The organism is Paucibacter sp. JuS9, assembly GCF_044043925.2.
In the GTDB taxonomy this organism is placed as follows: Bacteria; Pseudomonadota; Gammaproteobacteria; order Burkholderiales; family Burkholderiaceae_C; genus JAUASW01.
In genome coordinates, this window is record NZ_CP194172.1 from 4,793,002 (window position 1) to 4,812,171 (window position 19,170).

Genomic DNA, 19,170 nt, shown 5'->3' on the forward strand with positions numbered 1-19,170 from the left:
CTGCTGTGCTCTGCCAAATGGCGATGTGGCCATGCGGCCAGGTTATGTTGCGGGCCCGCATTGACATTGGCGCCCGCCTGGTCGCGCCCCTAAGCTGAGCCGGCTTTGCCGACCAGCCGTCCATGAACACTTCCATGCCCGCCACGAACCAGTCCAGCGCCCACGCGTTGGGCCTGGGCCTGGACGCCGGCGGCACACAAACGCGCTGGGCCCTGGCCGATGCAGACGGCAGCCTGCGCGCCGAAGGCCATGTCAGCGGTTTCAGCGGGCTCTTGCTGAACGACCCGGCCGGTCGCATCGCGCTGGCCCAGATCAGCCATCAGCTGGCCGCGGCCGTGCTGTCCCATGGCCGGCCATCGCGAGCAATTGCCGGCGTGACCGGCCTGTCCGAGCGGCCGCAGGCGCGCCAGATGGAGGACCTGCTTTCGCAGGCACTGGGTCTGCCGCCCTCAGCCATCCGCTGTGGCGGCGACATGGACATCGCCTACCGTGCCGCCTTCAAGCCGGGCGAAGGCTATCTGCTCTACGCCGGCACGGGTTCCATTGCCGCCTTCGTCGACGAACAGGGCCAGTTGCAGCGCGCCGGTGGCCGCGGCGGCTTGCTGGGCGACGAGGGCAGCGGCTACTGGATTGCCCGCGAAGCGCTGGCCGCCGTCTGGCGTGGCGAAGATGAAAACCCCGGCGGCTGGCAGGACTCGGCCCTGGCCCGCGCCCTGTTCGACGCCATCGGCGGCCATGAATGGTCCACCAGCCGCGCCTTCGTCTACGGTGCCGACCGCGGCGCCATCGGTCGCCTGGCCCTGGCCGTGGCCGAGGCCGCTCGTCAGGGCGATGCGCAGGCGCTGGCCTTGCTCGAGCGTGCCGGCCGCGAACTGGCACGGCCACTGCTGGCCCTGCTCAAACGATATGGTCGCCGTCCGGTCGCGGCAGCCGGCCGCGCCCTGCAATTGCATCCGATGATCGCCCAGGGCCTGCGCCAGGCGCTGCCCGAGGGCCTAGAGTTGCGTATCGTCCATCTGGAACCCCATAAAAGTGCCGCCATTCACGCGGCCCAAGGCTCATCACAATGAAGACTCGTTGGTCCAAGTACTCGCTGGCCGCTTCGGTGGCCCTGCTCCTCTCCGCCTGCGCCACCGGCCCGGTGATCGACACCAGCTATGTCTCGCAGAACCAGGACAGCCGTGCGCTCTTCCTGGTGCTGCACTACACGGTGATCGATTTCGAGAAGTCGCTGCGGGTGCTGACCACCGGCGGCCAGGTGTCCAGCCACTACCTGGTGCGCGATGAGCCGCCCACGATCTACCGCCTGGTCGACGAGAACCGCCGCAGCTGGCATGCCGGCGCCAGTTCCTGGACCGGCCACACCAACCTGAACGCCTCGTCCATCGGCATCGAGATCGTCAACGCCGGCTACGTAGACGGGCCGAACGGCCGTGTCTATGCCCCTTATCCGCAGAAGCAGATCGACCAGGTGATCGCACTCTGCAAGGACATCATTGCGCGCCACAAGATCCGCCCCGAGCGTGTGATCGGCCATGCCGACATCGCCCCCGGCCGCAAGCAGGACCCGGGCCCGATGTTCCCCTGGAAGCAGTTGGCCGACGCGGGCGTCATCCCCTGGCCCGATGAGGCCAAGCTGGACGCCAAACGCGCCGAATACGCGGCCAAGGAACTGCCGCCGGCCGAATGGTTCCAGGAGCGGCTGGCCAAGGTCGGTTACGCGCTGCCAAAGAGCGGCGAGATCGACACGGCCACCAAGGAAACGCTGGCCACGTTCCAGATGAAGTACCGCCCGAGCGACTTTGCCGGCAAGCCGGATTCGGAAACGGCTGCGCTGCTGGACGTGGTCACTTCGCCGGGCGGCATGGTGCTCAAGGGCGAAGCTGATCAGCCGCCGCGCCCTTACACCTCCCGCTGGTGATGCTGAAATTTCTTGCCCGGAAATTGCTGGGCCTCGTGCCCACCTTGTTGGGCATCACCCTGCTCGCCTTCGGCCTGATACGGCTGATCCCGGGTGACCCCATCGAGGTGATGATGGGCGAGCGCCGGCTCGACCCCGAGGCGCATGCGGCCCTGGTGCATAGGCTCGGTCTGGACCAGCCCTTGCATCTGCAGTACCTCGACTACCTGGCCAAGCTGGCCCAGGGCGACCTCGGCGAATCGATGGTCAGCCGCGAGCCGGTGGCCAAGGAATTCGCGGCGCTGTTTCCGGCCACGCTGGAGCTGGCCGGCGTCGCGCTGCTGCTGGCCATCGTGCTGGGCCTGACGCTGGGCCTGCTGGCGGCGCTCAAGCGCGGCTCCCTGCTCGACCAGGGCGTGATGGGCGCGGCCACGCTCGGTCACTCGATGCCGGTGTTCTGGTGGGGCCTGATCCTGATCATGTATTTCTCGGTGGGCCTTGGGTGGACCCCGGTGTCGGGACGCCTGAGCGTGATCTATGAGGTCGAGCCGCACACCGGTTTCATGCTGATAGACAGCCTTTTCTGGGGCGAGCCCGGCGCGTTCGGCTCGGCCTGCCTGCACCTGCTCTTGCCGGGGCTGGTGCTGGGCACCAGCAGCATGGCCGTGGTGGCGCGCATGACGCGCAGCTCGATGCTGGAAGTGCTGCGCGAAGACTATGTGCGCACGGCGCGGGCCAAGGGCCTGTCGCCCAAGCGTGTGCTGGTCGTGCATGCCTTGCGCAATGCCCTGATCCCGGTGCTGACCGTGATCGGCATGCAGACCGGCAGCCTGCTGGCCGGCGCGGTGCTGACCGAAACCATCTTCTCCTGGCCGGGCATCGGCAAGTGGCTGATCGAGGCGATTGCGCGGCGTGACTATCCGGTCGTGCAGGCCGGCATCCTGATCTCGGCCACCACCTTCATCGCGATCAACCTCGTGGTCGATCTGCTCTACGGTGTGGTCAATCCGCGCATCCGGAGCGAGCGATGAGTGTTGAGAACAAGTTCCCTTCACCGGCCCGCGAGTTCTGGACCGGCTTTGCAGCGAACCGCGGCGCGCTGGCCGCTCTGGTCTTCTTCGCACTGGTTGCAACAGCCGCCTTGCTCGCGCCCTGGATCGCGCCGCATGACCCGGTGGAGCAATACCGCAGCCAGATGCTGGCGCCACCGGTCTGGGACGGCGGCAGCTGGCGCTTCGTCTTCGGCACCGACGAGCTGGGCCGCGATCTGCTCTCGCGCCTGCTGCATGGCGGCCGGGTGTCGCTGGGCATCGGCCTCGCGTCGGTGCTCTTGTCGATGATCCCGGGCGTGGTGCTGGGCCTGCTGGCCGCTTTCCATCAGCGATGGTTGTCGCCGCTGGTGATGCGCGTCATGGACATCATGCTGGCGCTGCCCGGCCTCTTGCTGGCGATCTGCGTGATCACGGTGCTGGGGCCAGGTCTTGTCAACACCGTGATCGCCATCGCCATCGGCGCGCTGCCGGGCTACACGCGGTTGGCGCGAGCTGCGGCCCTGGCCGAAATCGAGCGCGAGTACGTGACCGCGAGCCGCGTGGCTGGCGCCAGCACCTTGCGCCTGATGTTCGTGGCCGTGCTGCCCAACTGCCTGGCACCGCTGATCGTCAATGCCACCTTGAGCTTCTCGGCGGCCATTCTCGAGACGGCGGGCCTGGGCTTTCTCGGCCTGGGCGTGCAGGCGCCGATGGCGGAATGGGGCGGCATGCTGTCTTCGGCACGCGACTACATCCAGCGCGCACCCTGGGTCGTGACCTTGCCTGGGCTCACGATCCTGGCCACGGTGCTGTCGGTGAATCTGATGGGCGACGGGCTGCGCGATGCCTTGGACCCAAAATTGAAGAAGGTCTCGTGATGTTGTCGATCCGCAATCTGCGCGTGCAGTTCGGGAACTTCCCGGCGGTGGATGGCGTCGATATCGACCTTGCCGCCGGCGAGCTGCTGGGCATCGTCGGCGAATCGGGCTCGGGCAAGTCGGTCACGATGCTCGCCTTGATGGGCTTGATCGAAGCGCCCGGCGTGGTGACAGCCGACAAGCTGGAGTTCCTGGGGCGCGACCTCTTGAAGCTGAATGCCGGCGAACGCCGCAAGCTGGTCGGCGCCGAGCTCTCCATGGTGTTCCAGGACGCACTGACCAGCCTGAACCCGAGCTACACGGTCGGCTACCAGATCGGCGAGAGCCTGAAGGCGCATCGCGGCCTGCGCGGCGCAGCGCTGGAGCAGCGGGTGCTGGAGCTGCTGGAGCTGGTCGAGATCCCGGACCCGAAGCGCCGCATCAAGGCCTATCCGCATGAACTCTCGGGCGGCATGAACCAGCGCGTGATGATCGCGATGGCCATCGCCTGCGAGCCCAAGCTCCTGATTGCGGACGAGCCCACGACGGCGCTGGACGTGACCATCCAGGCGCAGATCATGGACCTGCTCCTGCGCCTGCAGCGCGAGCAGGGCATGGGGCTGATCATGATCACGCATGACCTCGCCGTCGTGGCCGAGATGGCACAGCGCGTGGCCGTCATGTACGCCGGCCAGGTGGTCGAGACGGGCCCTGTGCCGGGCCTTTTCGATTCACCTCGCCATCCCTATACACAGGCCTTGCTCGCGGCCATTCCCGAGCACAGCCGCGGCGCGGCACGGCTGGCGGCCTTGCCCGGCATCGTGCCCGGCGCGCAAGACAGGCCGTGGGGCTGCCTGCTCTCGCCGCGCTGCCCGCGCGTGCAGCCGCGCTGCAATGCCGAGCGGCCGGCACTGGCGCAGGGCGTGCGCTGCTTCTTCCCAGGTGAGATGCATGGCTGACCAAGAGCAGATCCTGCTGCGCGCGCAAGACCTGGCCCGCCACTACAAGGTGAGCCAGGGCCTCTTCAAGCCCAAGGCCACCGTCAAGGCGCTGGACGGTGTTTCCTTCACCTTGAAGCGCGGCCGCACGCTGGCTGTGGTTGGCGAATCTGGCTGCGGCAAGTCGACGCTGGCGCGCCAGCTCACGCTGATCGAGTCGCCCAGCGCCGGCTCGCTGGAGATCGCTGGCGTCGATGCGGCCCTGGCTTCGAGGGATGTGGTGAAGACCCTGCGCCGCGAGGTGCAGATGGTGTTCCAGAACCCCTTTGCCTCGCTCAACCCGCGCCGCAGCATCCTGGCCACGCTGGACGAGCCGCTCTTGATCAACACCACGATGAGCAAGGCCGAAAGGCACGAGCGCATCGAGGCACTGGCGGCCAAGGTGGGCTTGCGCAGCGAGCATCTGCGGCGCTATCCGCACATGTTCTCGGGCGGTCAGCGCCAGCGCATCGCGATTGCGCGGGCCATGATCCTCAACCCTGGCATCGTGGTGGCGGACGAGCCGGTGTCCGCACTCGACCTGTCGATCCAGGCGCAGATCCTCAACCTCTTCATGGACCTGCAGGCCGAGTTCCAGACCGGCTATGTTTTCATCTCGCACAACCTGTCGGTGGTCGAGCATGTGGCCGACGAGCTGATGGTGATGTACCTCGGCCGCGCCGTCGAGGTCGGCGACAAGGCGACGATCTATGCCCGGCCCCTGCATCCGTACACGCAGGCACTGATGAGCGCCACGCCCGCGCTGCGGGCAGCAGACCGCCGCCAGCGCATCGTCATCAGGGGCGAGCTGCCCAGCCCTCTGAACCCGCCCGGCGGCTGTGCTTTCCACAAGCGCTGCCCGCTGGCGCAAGCTCGCTGTGCGGTTGAGGTGCCGCTGCTGCGCGCTGTTGAAGGCAGGCAGCTGGCCTGTCATCTCGTCTAGTTTTCTTTGAATGAAGCCGCCCATCGCGCGGCCGGGTTCCTAGGGTTGACCCGAGGTTTTCGGGCATTCTTTACCTTGGCTATAACCGCGATACATACAACGGCGACACAAAGTAACTGTTGCAGAGGCGGCAGCAGGACGATGCTCAGCAACTAGACCAATTGGCCTAGTTGGCCACACCGGAGGCAAGTCCATGATCCCGTCGTTCAAGCCCACACCCCTGGCTCAGGCCGTCTCGCTGGCCCTGCTGCTGGCCGGCAGCAGCCTGGTTGCCGCCCAGGGCGCGCCCGCTCAAACCGAAGCCGAGGCCAAGAAGGCCGCGGATGCCAAGAAGCAGCTGGAGACCGTGCAGGTGACCGGCATTCGCGCATCGACCGAGCAGTCGCTGCTGATGAAGCGCGACGCCTCGGCCAATATCGATGTGATTACGGCGCTGGACGTGGGCAAGATGCCCGACAAGAACCTGGCCGATTCGCTGCAACGCGTCGTCGGCGTCTATGTGCGCACCGACTACGACGAGGCCGAGAAGGTCTCGATGCGCGGTACCAATCCGGACATGGCCCTGATCCTGTTCAATGGCCACACGGTCAGCGGCGGTGACTGGTATCTCGCCGACCAGAGCTCCAGCTCGCGCAGCACGTCGCTGAGCCTGATGCCTTCGTCGGTGCTGAATGCGGCCACGGTCTACAAGACCTCGCAGGCCAACATCGTCGACGGCGGCCTGGCCGGCACGATCAACGTGACGACCCGCAAGCCGCTCGACCAGAAGAAGAGCTTTGGCGGTGTGGTCAGCGTCGGCGGCGTCTACGCCGACCTGCCGAAGAAGACCAGCCCGCAGCTGAACGCCAGCTTCAACTGGAAGAACGAAGCCAACAACTTCGGCGTCATTGCCCAGGCCTTCGCCGAGAAGCGCTATGTGCGCCGCGATTCCGTCTCGCGCGCTGGCTACGGTGCCAATTCCGGTTGGGACGTGATCAATACCAGCATCATGAAGGGCATCACGGATGCATCGCTGGCGGGCACCGGCTACAAGGCGTCCGACCTGGAGGGCGTGCGCCTGCCGGGCAGCATGGCCGTGGAATTCGTCGAAGGCGTGCGCGACCGCAAGGGCGGCATGTTCGCCGTGCAGGCACGGCCGACCAATCAGTTCGAAACCGGGCTGACGGGGTTCTACTCCAAGATGAACTCCAACAACTTTGGCCGCGCTGCGTACAGCAACATCCAGAGCATGCTGCGCGGCCTCAATGGCGTGCAGGGCGCCACGACGCCGGTCACGAGTTCGGGCGGCAAGCAGGTCTTCGCCGAAATCAAGAATCCGGTGATCGTCACGGAGACGACGCTTTATGGTCACGAGCTGAAGGTGCTCAAGAGCGCCGACATCTTGTTCCCGACCGGCACGACACCACAGCTGGTCGGTGAGAACGAGGGCTTCTACCGCAGCGGTGCCGCGGCGAGCAGCGGCTTCCTCGACTGGGACTTCAAGTACGACTTCGGCCGTGGCCTCGTGGTCAAGGGCCTCTTGAGCACCACGCGCGGCGTCGGCACGACCGACCAGGACCGTGGCTATGGCTTCGCCCGCTACGGCACGGGCATGTCGTACAAGCTCAACGGCCTGGAAGAGGCACCTGACTTCCAGTTCTACGGCACCGGCGCCAACGTGCCTGTCCTGAACGCCGACGGCAGCGGCTACAAGCTGGTGGCCGCCAACGGCGCGAACAAGCACCACACCGTGGATCGCGAGAAGAGCTTCGCCCTGGACGCCGAGTACACGCAGGACAGCGGCTTCTTCACGACCCTGAACCTGGGCATGCGCCACGCCGACCATCACCGCGACTACCGCCGCACGATCAAGGCGGTTCACACGGCAGCGGTGCCGCAATTCGACCCGGCCCTGGCCGTGTCCTACCCGAGCGACTTCGGCAAGTACCTGGACGGCGGCAACTGGGACCGCAGCGGCTTCTACTTCCCGAGCAATGTGCTGGTCGACTACTTCAACGCACGCAACAAGGAAACGACGCCCGAGTGGGAACGTTTCGTCAGCTCCGAGATCTCGGTGCGTGAGCGCCAGACCTCGTTCTACGCGATGCAGAACCTGGAAGGCGCTGGCAACAAGTGGTCCGGCAATATCGGCCTGCGCTTCGTGCGCACCGAAGTGGATGCGCAAATCCCGACACCCATCCCCTCGGGCATCTGCGCCCGTACCGAGCCGGGCAAGACGCCGGTGCCTTGTGCCGCGTTCCCCGACGCCATCACGACGGCCGGCAATGCACTGTCCTACTACGACGGCGCGGTCTGGAACCCGACCGGCCAGACCTGGTACAAGAAGGCCACCAACCGCGTGTTCGACAACGTGCTGCCCAGCATGAATCTGCGCGTGGAGCTGGCTGACAAGCTGATCGGCCGCCTGGGCCTGAGCCAGACCATCGGCCGCCAGAATTACAACGTCTATGGCGCCGGCCTGTCCGGTCAGACCTGCGGCGCTGCCGGTTGCACGGTGAACGGCCCGAACCCGGACATGAAGCCGCTGACCGCCCGCAATGCCGACCTTTCGGTGGCCTGGTACTTCGCTCGCCGCTCGATGGTCTCGATCAGTGCCTACACCTCGCTGATCGAAGGCTATGCCAAGACCGGTCTGGTCAAGCAGGACTCGACCATCGACCTGTACGACACCGCAGCCAATATCATGCGCACGTACTTCATCCAGTCGTCGCAGCAGCAGAAGGCTGTCATCCGCGGCGTCGAGCTGGCCTACGAGCAGCCGATCGGTGCGGGCTTCGGATTCCAGTCCAACGTCAGCATTGCACGAACCAAGGTCGAGGATGGCCGCCCGATGACGGGTGCTTCGAAGTTCTCCGGCAACCTGGGCGTGTACTTCGAAAACGACGACTTCAGCGCGCGTCTGGTCTACAACTATCGCGACAAGTACGTGGCCAGCTCGACGGCACCGGCACCGACGACGAACAGCCAAGGCCTGTCGGTGATCAACGGCGTCGCCATGCCCACGGCACCGACCATGGCGGCCCCGGTCTCCAATGTTGCAATGTCGATGAACTACAACCTGACCAAGGAACTGCAGCTGTCGTTCAACGCCACCAATCTGACCAACCCGGCCCGTGCGACCTATCGCTACAGCGAAGCCGAACAGCAGAAGCTGGACGTGAGCGGTCGTCAGTACTACCTGGAAGCACGCTACAAGTTTTGAGCCCCTCGCCTGACTGCACCGCGCTGAACGCGGGTGCAGCCGGCCGGCCAATCGGCAAGCATGCCGATTGGCGCTTACCAGCCGCGATCCAGCGCGCAGGCGCTCGATCGGTGCGGGCTCGCTCCCCCGAGGGGACGCCCATGAATGCGGTATCTAGCCGCAATCATGGGCAGGTGGGCCGGCTTGGGAGCGGCCCTGCGCTCGGCCCCGAAGACCCAAATGCAACGACCCGGTCAACCGCGAAAGCGGCTGGCCGGGTCGATCTTCTTCAGGCTGTGCTGATCAGCGCGCCGGCTGCGGCCAGTCGATGGCGACGCAGGTGCCGCCCTCGGCGCCCTGGCCGATGTGCAGCACGGCGCCGATGCTGGCCGCCCGGGCACGCATATTGGTCAGGCCGTGGCCGGCCGGCGTGCCTTCGGGTGCCGCTTGCGGCCCGATGCCGTCGTCAATCAGGCGCAGCTGCACTTCGGCCGCATGGCCGTCGCGGGCGGGCAGCCAACGGGCGCTGACGGTCACCTGCCGGGCCTGCGCATGCTTGAGCACATTCGTGAAGGCCTCCAGCAGGATGCGCTGCAGTTGCAGCACCGCCTGTGGCGCGAGCTCCGCCAGGGGCGGCAGGCTGGCCACGTCCCAGACCACGCGCAGGCCTGCGGCCTGCAAGCGCGGCTGCAGCCGGTAGCGCAGAGTGGCCAGCACGGTGGTCAGGTCGGCATCCATCGGCTGCAGCGAGTCGACGGCCATGCGCATCTCGTCCAGCGCATGGCGCACCTGGGCTTCGAGCTCGCGGCGGTCTCCGCCGCCCTCATGGCTGACCATGTTCAGCAGCCCGACGAGCTGCGAACCGATGCCGTCATGGATCTCGCGCATGATGCGCTGGCGTTCGTTCAGCACCGCCTGCTCCTGCTGCTTGCTGCGCAGCGCCTCAAAGGCCTGGCGCAGATGCTCCTCTCGCTCGGCCACTCGCTCGGCCAGGTGCTCGTTGAGCGCGCGATAGTCGGTCACGGTGTGGCTGTAGCGGGTCACCACGACCCAGGCGAGCACCAGCACGAAGCCGAACAGGGCATGCGGTGTCAGTTGCCGGCTCACCTCGCCCAGCCAGCCGGTGCGCACCAGGAAGAAATCGTGCACGCCCGCGGCCACGGCCAGGGCGCCACTGAGCACCACCAGCCAGGCTATCGCCTGCCGCTCCAGCCAGGCCACGCGCAGCACCATGGCCAGGCAGGCCACGCTCAGGCCCAGCATCAGGCCCAGGGCCAGGGTCCAGAAATGGCGCTGCAGAAGCAGAAAGGACAGGCAGGCCAGCACCGCCATGACCGCCAGCACGAGCATGATGGCGCGCACCATCCAGCGCGGGTTCTTGCCCAGCACCAGCACGATGAAGCGGTTCAAGAGCACGATCTGGCAGCCATAAGCGAGCGCCAGCACGGCGCCCCACAAGGGCCAGGGCAGCAGCGCGTCAGGCCAGACCGCATCCAGGGGCCGCAGGACACCGGCCAGGGCCGCCAGGCAGAAGCAACCGAAGACCGGGTCACGCTGGCGCCACCACAGGCCGGCGGTCAGCCCGCCCATCAGCAGGAAGCTGGCCACATAGGCGGCTGGCAGGACCTGGTCGAACAGCTGCCAGCGCGCCTGCAAAGCCTCCGCCTCGGCGGGCGGACCCAGGCGCAGCGAACCGAGCAGGGCGCCGCGCAGCGCCTGGGCCTGCAGCTCCACGCGCAGCTCGTTGCGGCCTTCGTTCAGGAGCTCCACCGGCAGCATGACCAAGTGGCTCTGCCTGGAAACATCCTGCGAAGGGCGCCTGCCGATGACGGCCAGCCGATGGCCGTTGAGCGTCAGTGCGGCCTGGTTGCCGATCCGGTCGATCAGCAGGGCCAGCGCCTGCCTGCCCTCGGGCAGCTGCAGGCGCAGGAGCGCACGGCCGGCCTGGCCATTGCGCTGCTTGTCCCAGCGCACGGGCAAGGCCATGGCCTGTTCGGCGCTCGCGGTCTCGCCCTCGGCCTGCAGGCTGACGCAGGCGTTGTCGACCCGCCACCAGCCCGCCATGGCGGCATCGCTGCGCGCGCGGCCCGGCTCGCAGGCCGCCGCCTGGCCACAGCTCATCAACAGCCCGGCGAGGAGCAGGGCGGAGCGCGCGGGCCTAGCGAAGAAGCCCATACTGCCTGGCTTCGTACACCGCCTCGCTGCGGTTGTGCACGCCCAGCTTGCCGTAGATATTGCGCACATGGGTCTGCACCGTGGTCACCGAGATGCTCATCTGCTGGGCGATCTCGGCATAGGTGAAGCCGCGGGCAATCAGGTCCAGCACCTCGGTTTCGCGCCGTGACAGCGCCTCCGGCTGCTGACCTTCGCGCTGGGCCGGCGGCGGCTGATCGGCGCGCCAGCGGGCCAGCAGCTGGCGGGCGATGATGGGTGTCATCGGTGAGCCGCCGGCATGCAGGCTCAGCACATGGGTGGCAAGGTCGGCTTCGGTGCCGTCCTTCAGGAGGTAGCCGCGCGCGCCGGCCTCGAAGGCGCGCAGCATATTGGCCTCGTCGCCGAACATGGTGATCACCATCGCCGCGCAGGCAGGCTGCATGCGGCAGCAGCGCTGGATCAGTTCCAGGCCCGACAGGTCGGGCAAGCCCAGGTCGACCAGGAGCACATCCACCGGGTTATCGACGAACCACTGGAGCAGCTCACTCGCCGTGGACGCGCTGAAAACCAGGCGCAGGGAGGGCTCGGCACTGATGACATGGCACAGCCGTTCGCGGGTGCGGCTCTCGTCCTCGACCAGGGCGACAGTGATGGCGGCGGCTTGCATGGCGGCGATATTGGCAGGGCGGGATCGACAATGCCAGCACCGGGCCTTCCTGCAAACTGAGGAGGATCCCCAGTCCTGGCGACGGCAATCCGTGGCGGCTCCTCATTTCGAGGGATACGCCGACTCAGGCAAATTCCTAACACTGTGCGTCCACGACAAGGCGATCACGCCTGCACAGGGAGCTTTCATGCTGAATCTTCTGGATCGTTCGGGCCCGGACGCGGGCCTGCCTGGCGCGGCTTTCATTGAACGGAGGCGCTCGACGGCCAGTCGAGCGACACAGGGCCAGGGGCTCTTCGGCGCGCTGGCCGGCACTGTCCTCGATGAGCTCGACTCCCCGGTGTTGCTGGTGGACGCCGAACTGCGGCTCCAGCATGGCAACCGCATCGCCCGATCGCTGCTGGCCCGGCGCGATCCCTTCCTGATCGAGGCTGGCCAGCTGCAGCTGCGAAGCGAATGCCAGCAGGCCCAGCTGCGCCGGGCGGTCGATGCCGCGGTAGAGCGCGGCCGCCGCAGCCTCATCACCACCCGGGCCGACCGCGGCAATCAGCCAACACTGGCCGTGCTGCCCACCGGCCAGGGAAGCAAGCTGGCCCTGCTGGTGCTGGCCAGGCCGACGCTGTGCCAAAGCCTCACGCTGCAGGCCTACGCCCGCGAGCAGGGGCTGACGGAAGGCGAGCGCGAGGTGCTGGGCGCCCTGTGCGCCGGCTGCTCGCCGGAAGAGATCTCCCAGCAGCGGCAGGTGGCCCTGTCGACGGTGCGCACCCAGATTGGGGCCATCCGGGCCAAGACCGGCGCCCGCGACATTGGCGCCCTGGTGCGCAGCATGGCCATGCTGCCGCCGCTGGTACATGCCTTGGTGGAAGGGCATTGATTCACGCTCTTTGGCGCCTTGCCAACGTGGGGCTTTGAGCCCGGGCCCCGGCTCGGTCACAATCGCCCACCGTGTCAAACCCAGCCCCTGCTGTATCCCTGCTGCGATCCTGGTTGCGCGCGCTGCCCGCCGGCGCTGTGCTGGGCATCGCTTTGCTGCTGCCCGCCCATGCGGGCCCGCAGGCGCCCGGGCAGGCGGCGCAAGCCGCTGCGCAACGCTGGTCGCAACTGACCGAGCTGAGCTTCCGTCATCTGCGCCAGGACGATGGCCTGCCTAACGAGATCGCCACGGCGGTGGCCGAAGACGGCTCGGGCTATCTGTGGATAGGCTCCCTGGGTGGCCTGGCCCGCTGGGACGGATACCGTTTCCGCATCTACCAGACCGACAGCAAGCGCCCCGGTGCGTTGCCCGACAGCTATGTGCAGACGCTGCACGGCGACCGCAAGGGCCGGCTGTGGGTGGGCACCAATGGCGCGGGACTGGCCCGTTATGAGCCGACCACCGACAACTTCGTCAGCTATCCCGCCGGCCCCAATGGCCTGGCGCATGTCAGCGTGCGCGCCATTGCCGAGGATGGCGCCGGCGGCCTCTGGATCGCCAGCGAAGGTGGGCTGGACCACTTGAACCCTGAGAACGGCGCCGTGCGCCGGGTCTTGCCGACCACCGGCGCCGATGCGCCAGGCAGCCGCGTGGCGGCCGTGATGCAGGACAGCAAGGGCGGCCTCTGGGTTGGCACCGAGCGTGGCCTGTTCCACCGCCCAGCGAATGCCAGGCGATTCGTCGCCTTTGCCCTGCCTGCGCAAGGCCGTCAGCCGGAGCCGCAGGCGCTGACCGAAGATGCCGCCGGGCGGCTGTGGATAGGCACGCTGCAGCATGGCGGCTTCGTCATCGACCCCGATGCCAGCCACGCCCAGGCCCTGGACATGGCGCTGCCGGGCCTGCCGCCCCTGCAGGTGCAGCAGGTGGTGACGATCAACGAAGTGCGGCCGGGCGAGGTCTGGCTCGGCACCCTGAGCCATGGCATCGTGGCCATCGACTCGGCCACGCTGCGCGGCCGGGCGATCACGCACAAGCCGGCGCTGCCCGTCAGCCTGGCCGACAACTCGATCCGCGCGCTCTACCGCGACCGTTCGGGCCTGCTGTGGGTGGCCACCAACCGCGGCCTGAGCCGCCACGACCCGAGCCAGCGCGCGGTGCTGACCATGTATGGCGCGCCGACCTGCCCCAACCTGCATTGCAACGAGGTCTCGCTGTCCAACGAGGTCAGCTGGATCCTGCCCACGGCGGATGGTCGCATCTGGCTGGGCACGCACAAGCGCGGCGTCGAGATCATCGACCCCAGCGGTGCCCGCGTCGCCTGGCTCAAACCCGATGCCAGCAAGCCCGAGACCGCGCTGCCGCAAGACATCGTGGTGGCCCTGGAGCAGGCGGCCGATGGCTCGGTCTTCATCGGCACCAAGCGCGGCCTGTACCGCGCCAGCGGCGACGGCAGCCTGGTGCGCCGCGTCACCCTGGCCGGGCGCGATCCGAACGCCTCCACCTGGGCCTTGCTGGCTGATGGCGACACCTTGTGGATCGGTGGCCAGTCCGACGGCCTGTGGGCGCTGGACCTGATGAACGGGCGCGCCCGCGTGGTGCTGCCCGAGCCGGTGCGGCAGCTGAGCGATCAGCGCATCTTCACGCTGGCGCGAGGGCCGGGCGGCAGCCTCTGGATCGGTACCCGCATGGGACTTAACCGCTTCTTCCCCGCCAGCGGTCGGGTGCAGCGCATCGTGCCCGAAGCTGCGCGGCCGGACAGCCTCTCGTCCGGCTTCATCACCTCGCTCTATACCGACCGCCAGCAGCGCCTCTGGGTCGGCACCTATGGCGGCGGCGTCAACATCCTCGAGAGCAGCGCCGAGCCGCTGCGCTTTCGCCATGTCGGCAAGGCCCAGGGCATGCCGGACGAGAACATCAACTCGCTGCTGGAAGACCGCAGCGGCCTTGTCTGGGCCAGCACCGACAACGGCCTCGCGCGCATCGACCCCGCCACGCTGAAGGCGCAAGGTCTGCGCCGCGCCGAGGGCGTCGAGTTCCTGACCTACTGGACGGGCTCGGCCGCGCGCACCAATGCCGGCGAGCTGCTGTTTGGCGGTGCAGGCGGCATGTCCATCGTCCGCCCCGAGCAGTTCAAGGCCTGGACCTACAAGCCGCCGGTGGTGCTCACCGCCTTGCGCCTGGGTTCGGAATGGCTGGACCCGCAGCAGCTGGCCACGCTGCCGACCGGTCCGCTCAAGATTGCCGCCGACGCCAACAGCCTGGCGGCCGAAATCGCCGCACTCGACTACTCGGCGCCCGAGCGCAACCGCTACGCCTACAAGCTCGAGGGCCTGGACAAGCAGTGGGTGGAGCTCGACGCCGGCCAGCGCCAGCTCAGCTACAACAACCTGCCGCCGGGTCATTACAAACTGCTGCTGCGCGGCGCCAACCGGGACGGCGCCTGGGCCGAGAAGGAGCTGAACCTGCCGCTGCATGTGCTGCCGGCCTGGCACCAGACCTGGTGGTTCCGCGTGCTCGCCTCACTGCTGGTACTCACCGGCGTGGTGCTGGTCGTGCATCTGCGCACCCGCTGGCTGCGCGAGCGCCAGCAGCAGCTCAAGCACCTGGTGGCCGAGCGCACCGCCGAACTGGAAAGGCTTTCGCTGGCCCTGGCCGAGAAGTCGCGCGTGCTGGAGCGCGCCAGCATCAGCGACCCGCTGACCGGCCTGCACAACCGCCGCTTCCTGACCGAACACATCGACACCGCGCTGGCCGCCAGCCTGCGCCGCGTGCGCGAGGCCAAGCTACACGCAAACGAGCCGCCGCCCGACTGCGACACGCTGTTCTTCCTGATCGACGTTGACCATTTCAAGCGCGTGAACGACCAGTACGGCCATGCCGCCGGCGATGCGGTGCTGGTCCAGTTCGGCCGCCGGCTGCAGCAATTGATGCGCGAGTCCGACTATGTGGTGCGCTGGGGTGGTGAGGAATTCCTGGCCGTGGCCCGCGACACCAACCGCAGCCGCGCCGCCGAGCTGGCCGAGCGCATCCGCGGCATCATGGCCGATACGCCCTTCGAGCTCGACGACGGCCGACTGCTGCGCGTCAGCTGCTCGATAGGCTTTGCCTCCATGCCCTTCATCAGCGACAAGCCCAAGGCGCTGGGCTGGCAAGACGCCGTCAAGCTGGCCGACCAGGCCTTGCTGGGCGCCAAGCGCAGCGGCCGCAATGCCTGGGTGGGCCTGCAAGCCACCCCGTCCACGCCGGACTTCCGCCTCGCCGAGCATCTGCAGACGGGCTTGCATGCACTGCTGTGGGCCGGCCAGCTGGAGCTGCTCAGCTCCAAGCCGCCGGTACTCGTCAGCGCGGCGCTCTCGCCCGATGCGGCGCAGCCCACGGGCGATACGCGCTAGCCAGGGCAGGGCCGCCTTGGCGCGGCTCGCTCAGTAGGGCAGCACCTGATCCTGCTCACCGGCCTTGCAGCCCTCGGCCACGGGCTCCCAGCCGCGGTGGATCACGATCTGCTCGCGGTTGTGGCAGAACTCGATGCGCTGCGCCTGCGGCCAGCGTTCGCGCACAAAGCTTTCGATCGAATCGGGCAGGCTCACCTGGTAGCGCTTGGCGGCCAGGTCTTCGGCGGGATGGTCGTCGCTGTGCAGCCAGGGAATGAGCTGCGAGAGCCACATCAGGGCGCGCCAGCCGACATCCACCGCGCGCGGCCTGTAGCCTTGCGCCTCCAGCCATTGCAGGGCTTGCTGCCGAGGTGAGGTTGCTGTTGCCGGTGCGGTTGCGGCTTCAGCCTCGGCTGAGCCGCCCCAGGCGGTGGCCAGCAGCTCCACCAGCCATTGATTGCAGTTCTGGTACTGCAGGCTCCACGCATAGGCATTGGCGCTGTAGCGCTCGCCCAGCAGCGCGCGGGCGCGGGCGTCGTCGAGGCCGGCGCGGGCCAGTGGCTGGGCGGCCTCTGCCGGCAGGAGCACGACGGAGGCATAGCCCAGCGCCGGGTCATGCGTGCCGAGCAGAAAGCCGCTGAGCCCTTCGTCGTACAGCCGGGGCTTCTTCGCTTCGCAGTCGTAGTAGAGCTGGCGCACCGACCAGGGCGCGTTCGTGTTGTCCTTCAGGCTCAGGCCGGCATGCGAGTAGCGCAGGCCGAAGCGGGCCAGGTCCAGGCCGGAGCGGGCCACCAGCGCCAGGGCCTGGCCCGAGCCCTGCAGCTCGGCCTTGATGACGGCGGCGAAGCGGATCAGGCGGTCCTGCTCGCTCGCGCTGGCCTCGGGCGGCTTGCTGCAGAGTTGCAGGCTGCCTGCCTGGCAAGTGAGAGTCGCCGCCGTCAGCAGTGCCGCGGCGGCGAGGGTGCGCAACATCAGACGGGGCGCGCCTTCAGCTCGCGATGCCAGTCATCTTCCAGCACCAGGAAAAATGCTTTCGCTGTGGCGGTATTCGAGAACTCCAGGCCGTAGGGCCGCTGGACCGCCGTGATCTGGGCACCGGCGGTGATGACGCCGGCCTTGTCACCGGTCTGGCGTGGCAGGATCAGCACGAACTCGCCGCCTTGCGGAGCCAGCGCCTGCAGACGCAGGCGCAGATGCGTGGGGCGGTTGGGCGCTTCGGCCACCTCGATGACCTTGTAGTCACCGGCTGCAACCTTGTCGCCGCCGCCGCTGCTGCTGTGGCTGCTGCGTTCGATCGAGTCCGACACGCTGCCCGAGGTCGAGGAGGCGCTGTTGGAGGCCGAGGAGGCAATCGAGGAATCGGCCTGGGCGCTGGCGCTGGCCAGGCAAAGCACCGCGGTGCCCAAGGTGAAGATCAGCGTTCTGGACATGCTTGCCCTCGGTGAAATGCGATGCGGGCGAGGATACCGCGGCGCCTGTCCGCCAGGCCATGAGTCAAAGTTATAGTCAGAGCCGGTGTTCTCACTTGTTGTACCTCGGGGCGCTTCCAACAATGGCCGACCCCATCAGACCCCCGCTAGCGCCATGAAGTTGCTGCAGTTGCTGTTCCGTGTCGCCCTTGGCGCAGCGCTGCTCGCGGGCCTTGCCGTGCAGGCCAAGCCCCTGGTGTTCTGCAGCGATGCCAGCCCGGAGGGTTTTGACCCGGGCCTCTGGGACAGCGCCTCCACCAACACGGTCACCCACCAGATCTTTCAGGGCCTGATCGGCTTCAAGCGAGGCAGCACCGAGCTGGAGCCGGCACTGGCCACGCGCTGGGAGATCGCGCCAGATGCGCGCAGCATCACGTTTGAGCTGCGCCGCGGTGTGCGCTTCCAGACCACGGCCTTCTTCAAGCCGACGCGCGAGTTCAATGCGGACGATGTGCTGTTCACGTTCGGCCGCTTTACCGACCCCGGGCATGCATTCAACAAGGCGTTCCCAGCCAACTTCATCTATCCGTCCAACCTCGGACTGGCCAAGCTGATCGAGGGCATCGACAAGCTGGATGAGTACCGCATCCGCTTCCGGCTGCGCCAGCCCAATGTCACCTTCCTGGCCAATTTTGCGATGGCCTGGGCCGGCATCCATTCGGCGGAATACGGCGCCAAGCTGCTCCGCGAAGGCCGGGCGCGGCAGATCAACAACCTGCCGGTGGGCACCGGGCCTTTTCGCTTCAAGTCCTATGCCAAGGACGATGTGATCAGGCTGGAGGCCAACCCCGACTACTGGGGCCAGCCCCAACGCAGCGAGAAGCTGATCTTCGCGATCAGCCGCGAACCCAATGTGCGGGTGCAAAAGCTCCTGGCCGGCGAATGCCATGTGGCGGCCGCGCTGCGCGACGTGGACCTGGCCGCGCTCGACAAGCGGGCCGATGTGGTGACGGTGGCCAAGGCGCCGGCCCTGAACATCTCCTACCTGTCCTTCAACCTGCGCAAGCCGCCGACGGACCAGCGCCTGGTCCGCGAGGCACTGGACATCGCCATCGACCGCGACAGCATCTTCAAGGCCCTGTTCCCGCGCGGCGATGCCTTGCAGGCAGTCAGCGCCTTCCCGCCGGCCATCCCCGGCTACAACAAGGCGCTGAAGAACGAGTACAACCCCGCTCGTGCCCGCGAATTGCTTGCGCAGGCCGGCTTTGCCAAGGGCCTGGACATCGAGCTCTGGGCATTGCCCGTGACGCGGCCGACCAATCCCAATGGCCAGCTGATGGCGCAACTGATCCAGCAGGACTGGGCGCGCATCGGCGTGCGCGCCAGCATCAAGACCTATGAATGGGGCGAGTACCTGAAGCGCGCCAACAACGGCGAGCACAGCGTCTACATGAGCGGCTGGGCCGGTGAATCCGGCGATGCGGACGAGTTCCTGACGCCCAACCTGTCCTGCGCGGCCAACACCACCGGCGTGAAGTTCTGCAACCGCGAGTTCGAGGCGCTGATCGACGCGGCCCGCGCCACGCCGGATGCGCAAAAGCGCCGCCAGCTCTATGAGCAGGCGCAGGTGATCTTCAAGCGCGAGCGGCCCTGGATCACCATGGCGCACTCGACCGTCTACATTCCGATGCGACGTGATGTACAGGGCTTTGTGATGTCGCCCAACGGCAGCGTCGATTTCGAAAACGTCTACAGGAATTGAGCAGC

The 19,170-nt window shown here is 67.4% G+C and carries 14 protein-coding genes; 10 read left to right on the top strand and 4 right to left on the bottom strand.

What is annotated here, in order from left to right:
• Positions 1-134 precede the first annotated feature (134 nt).
• From ABT392_RS21420 to ABT392_RS21450, 7 genes are all read left to right on the top strand, one after another.
• Positions 135-1,070 (top strand): N-acetylglucosamine kinase, encoded by a 936-nt coding sequence (locus ABT392_RS21420; RefSeq protein ID WP_395384590.1) that lies wholly within the window; start codon positions 135-137, stop codon positions 1,068-1,070.
• Positions 1,067-1,921: an N-acetylmuramoyl-L-alanine amidase gene (locus ABT392_RS21425; protein ID WP_334277606.1), complete on the top strand. Its 855-nt coding sequence runs from the start codon at positions 1,067-1,069 to the stop codon at positions 1,919-1,921. Before ABT392_RS21420 ends, ABT392_RS21425 begins: the two co-directional genes overlap by 4 nt.
• A complete protein-coding gene (locus ABT392_RS21430) occupies positions 1,921-2,931 on the top strand; it encodes an ABC transporter permease (RefSeq protein WP_395384588.1) in 1,011 nt (336 codons plus the stop codon). The genes ABT392_RS21425 and ABT392_RS21430 overlap by 1 nt, the downstream gene beginning before the upstream one ends.
• Complete coding sequence (locus ABT392_RS21435) at positions 2,928-3,809, top strand: ABC transporter permease subunit (protein ID WP_395384587.1); 882 nt, start codon at positions 2,928-2,930, stop codon at positions 3,807-3,809. The genes ABT392_RS21430 and ABT392_RS21435 overlap by 4 nt, the downstream gene beginning before the upstream one ends.
• Positions 3,809-4,747 carry an ABC transporter ATP-binding protein gene (locus ABT392_RS21440; RefSeq protein WP_395384586.1) on the top strand — a complete coding sequence of 313 codons (939 nt, stop codon included), beginning with the start codon at positions 3,809-3,811 and terminating at the stop codon, positions 4,745-4,747. Before ABT392_RS21435 ends, ABT392_RS21440 begins: the two co-directional genes overlap by 1 nt.
• Positions 4,740-5,708, top strand: coding sequence for a peptide ABC transporter ATP-binding protein (locus tag ABT392_RS21445; RefSeq protein ID WP_334277602.1), 969 nt, complete (start codon positions 4,740-4,742; stop codon positions 5,706-5,708). The genes ABT392_RS21440 and ABT392_RS21445 overlap by 8 nt, the downstream gene beginning before the upstream one ends.
• Positions 5,709-5,901: 193 nt before the next feature.
• Positions 5,902-8,910, top strand: coding sequence for a TonB-dependent receptor (locus ABT392_RS21450; RefSeq protein ID WP_334277601.1), 3,009 nt, complete (start codon positions 5,902-5,904; stop codon positions 8,908-8,910).
• Between the two features lie 282 nt (positions 8,911-9,192).
• Here the strand turns inward: ABT392_RS21450 and ABT392_RS21455 are convergent, their stop codons facing one another.
• Positions 9,193-11,064 carry a sensor histidine kinase gene (locus ABT392_RS21455; protein WP_395384585.1) on the bottom strand — a complete coding sequence of 624 codons (1,872 nt, stop codon included), beginning with the start codon at positions 11,062-11,064 and terminating at the stop codon, positions 9,193-9,195.
• Positions 11,048-11,710 carry a response regulator transcription factor gene (locus tag ABT392_RS21460; RefSeq protein ID WP_334277599.1) on the bottom strand — a complete coding sequence of 221 codons (663 nt, stop codon included), beginning with the start codon at positions 11,708-11,710 and terminating at the stop codon, positions 11,048-11,050. Before ABT392_RS21460 ends, ABT392_RS21455 begins: the two co-directional genes overlap by 17 nt.
• A gap of 187 nt (positions 11,711-11,897) precedes the next feature.
• Between ABT392_RS21460 and ABT392_RS21465 the strand changes: the two genes are divergently transcribed.
• Positions 11,898-12,584 (top strand): helix-turn-helix transcriptional regulator, encoded by a 687-nt coding sequence (locus tag ABT392_RS21465; protein ID WP_334277598.1) that lies wholly within the window; start codon positions 11,898-11,900, stop codon positions 12,582-12,584.
• 71 nt (positions 12,585-12,655) lie between these two features.
• On the top strand, positions 12,656-16,015 hold the full coding sequence (locus ABT392_RS21470; protein ID WP_395384584.1) for a two-component regulator propeller domain-containing protein: 3,360 nt from the start codon (positions 12,656-12,658) through the stop codon (positions 16,013-16,015).
• Between the two features lie 30 nt (positions 16,016-16,045).
• Here ABT392_RS21470 and ABT392_RS21475 read toward each other — a convergent pair whose 3' ends face one another.
• Positions 16,046-16,966, bottom strand: a complete 921-nt coding sequence (locus tag ABT392_RS21475; RefSeq protein ID WP_395384583.1) for a DUF2145 domain-containing protein — start codon at positions 16,964-16,966, stop codon at positions 16,046-16,048.
• A complete protein-coding gene (locus ABT392_RS21480; protein ID WP_395384582.1) occupies positions 16,966-17,424 on the bottom strand; it encodes a hypothetical protein in 459 nt (152 codons plus the stop codon). Before ABT392_RS21480 ends, ABT392_RS21475 begins: the two co-directional genes overlap by 1 nt.
• Positions 17,425-17,578: 154 nt before the next feature.
• Here ABT392_RS21480 and ABT392_RS21485 point away from each other — a divergent pair, with 154 nt between their 5' ends.
• Positions 17,579-19,165 (top strand): ABC transporter substrate-binding protein, encoded by a 1,587-nt coding sequence (locus ABT392_RS21485; protein WP_334277594.1) that lies wholly within the window; start codon positions 17,579-17,581, stop codon positions 19,163-19,165.
• The last annotated feature ends 5 nt before the right edge of the window (positions 19,166-19,170 follow it).